Here is a 2,339-nt window from a genome sequence, read left to right on the forward strand (position 1 = left end):
GCAGTAGCTGTCGCCGCCGCTGCCGCCCGCGTCGCTCTTGCGGGCAATGTCGGAGCAGTCGGGCACGTAGCTGAAGCCTCCGGCAATCGCGAACTTGGCGTCCAGTGCAAACAGCAGGGGCAGGCGGCTGGGCGCCTTGGGGTCGATGGATTCTTCCTTGCACACCCAGTACCAGCAGCGGCGCAGGCCGTCGTTGTGGCGCGCCTTGTGGCCCAGCGCCTCGGCGGGAGTGTGGTGCAAAAAGAAACCCAGTGCGTTCTGGCACCACAGTTTGTACGCCTGCGTGTGCAGGATGAATTCGTGCCACAGCGCATCGACCGCCTTGGAGGGCATGGCCACAAACTGCTGGTTGCTGCGCAGGCAGGCCATGAAGAACTGGCGCAGGCCGCGTTCCACCAGCTCACAGTCGCGGGTGCTCAGGTGGGGGTAGGTTTCGCGCAGCTTGCGCTGCAGAAAGCGGGGCAGGGGAGCCTCGCGGATGTAGCGCTGGCGCACTGCGTTGGTCCACTGGATCACCAGCGCCGTGATGATCACGGTGGCAATGAAGTACAGGACCCAGGGCCAGCGCAGGCGCCAGGCGCCTGCAAAGATCCCGAGGATGGCCGCCACCCACACCCCAATGGCCAGCAGCATGACCTTGCCGCCCCAGCGCAGCAGAACGTTTTCAATGCGTGTCATCGTCCCTCCTTCTTTTTGTTGTTGTGTATGGCGATTTCACGGCGGTCATGTGACTGATTTGTGACGAATTGCGCAGTGTCGCCAAACAGTCACAGGCGCTTGGGGGTGCGCTTTGGCAGGGGAGGCAAGCCGCCAGGGGCGCAGGCATGTTGTGGCGCCCGTCTATGACGCCGGGCGCCGTCCCAACGGCGTCAGCGGCGCTTGCTGCCGCCGCCAAAGATGCCGCCGAGCACGCCCCGCAAAATCTCCTTGCCGATCGTGGTGCCCATGGTGCGCACGGCGGACTTGGCCATGGTTTGCGCCAGGCCGTCGCGTTTGCCGCCGCGCGGCCCGGTGCTGCCAAACAGCACGTCGTTCAGCCCGCCCAGCAGGCCGCCGCCTTCTTCGGCGGGCGCACCGGTGGCCACCTTGCCGTTGCCTCCGCCCGCTGCGTTACCCGCCTGCCCGCCGGCTTCGGCGGCGCGGCCCTTGAGTTTTTCGTAGGCCGACTCGCGGTCCACCACCTTTTCATACACGCCCGCGACCAGAGAACTGGCCATCAGGGCCTGGCGCTGCTGCGGGGTGATGGGGCCCAACTGGCTGCCGGGAGGCAATACAAACACGCGCTCGGTCACGCTGGGGCGGCCCTTGGCGTCCAGAAAGCTCACCAGCGCCTCGCCCACGGCCAGCTCGGTGATGGCGGTTTCGATGTCCAGGCCCGGCTTTTGCCGCATGGTGGTGGCCGTGGCCTTCACGGCCTTTTGGTCACGCGGGGTGAAGGCGCGCAGCGCGTGCTGCACGCGGTTGCCCAGCTGGGCCAGCACGCTGTCGGGGATGTCCAGAGGGTTCTGCGTGACGAAATACACGCCCACGCCCTTGGAGCGCACCAGTCGCACCACCAGCTCGATGCGCTCGATGAGCACCTTGGGCGCCTCGTTGAACAGCAGGTGGGCCTCGTCGAAGAAGAACACCAGCTTGGGCTGCTCTGGGTCGCCGATCTCAGGCAGCTGCTCGAACAGCTCGGACAGCATCCACAAGAGGAAGGTGGCATACAGGCGCGGCGAATTCATGAGCTTGTCGGCCGCCAGGATATTCACCACGCCATGGCCGTCCACGGTCTGCATGAAGTCCTGGATGTTGAGCATGGGCTCGCCAAAGAACTGCGTGCCGCCCTGCTGCTCGATCTGCAGCAGGCCGCGCTGGATGGCGCCCACGCTGGCGGCACTCACGTTGCCGTACTCGGTGGTGAAGTCCTTGGCGTTGTCGCCCACATATTGCAGCATGGCGCGCAGGTCCTTCAGGTCCAGCAGCAGCATGCCGTTGTCGTCGGCAATCTTGAAGACCAGGTTGAGTACGCCCAGCTGTGTTTCGTTCAGGTTGAGCATGCGGCCCAGCAGCAGCGGGCCCATGTCCGACACAGTGGCGCGCACCGGGTGGCCCTGTTCGCCAAACACATCCCACAGCGTGGTGGGACAGGCCAGGGGCGTGGGCAGGTCCAGGCCCCGCTCCTTGAGTACGCCGGCCAGCTTGTCGCCAATCTTGCCGGGCTGGCTGGCGCCCGTGAGATCGCCCTTCACATCGGCCATGAATACTGGCACGCCGATGCGCGAGAAGTTCTCAGCCAGGGTCTGCAGGGTGACGGTCTTGCCCGTGCCGGTGGCTCCGGTGATGAGCCCGTGGCG

General features: G+C 65.8%; 2 protein-coding genes. Both read right to left on the reverse strand.

Annotated elements, in window-relative coordinates; genetic code table 11:
* Window positions 1–678, reverse strand: a 678-nt coding sequence (locus DBR23_RS19985) for a hypothetical protein (RefSeq protein ID WP_108499358.1), incomplete at its 3' end; no start/stop codon positions are given.
* A gap of 191 nt (window positions 679–869) precedes the next feature.
* On the reverse strand, window positions 870–2,339 hold a 1,470-nt coding region (locus tag DBR23_RS19990; protein WP_108499365.1), incomplete at its 5' end, for a helicase HerA-like domain-containing protein.

Origin of the sequence: Acidovorax sp. HMWF018, from assembly GCF_003061035.1 — a bacterium.
In the GTDB taxonomy this organism is placed as follows: Bacteria; Pseudomonadota; Gammaproteobacteria; order Burkholderiales; family Burkholderiaceae_C; genus Acidovorax; species Acidovorax delafieldii.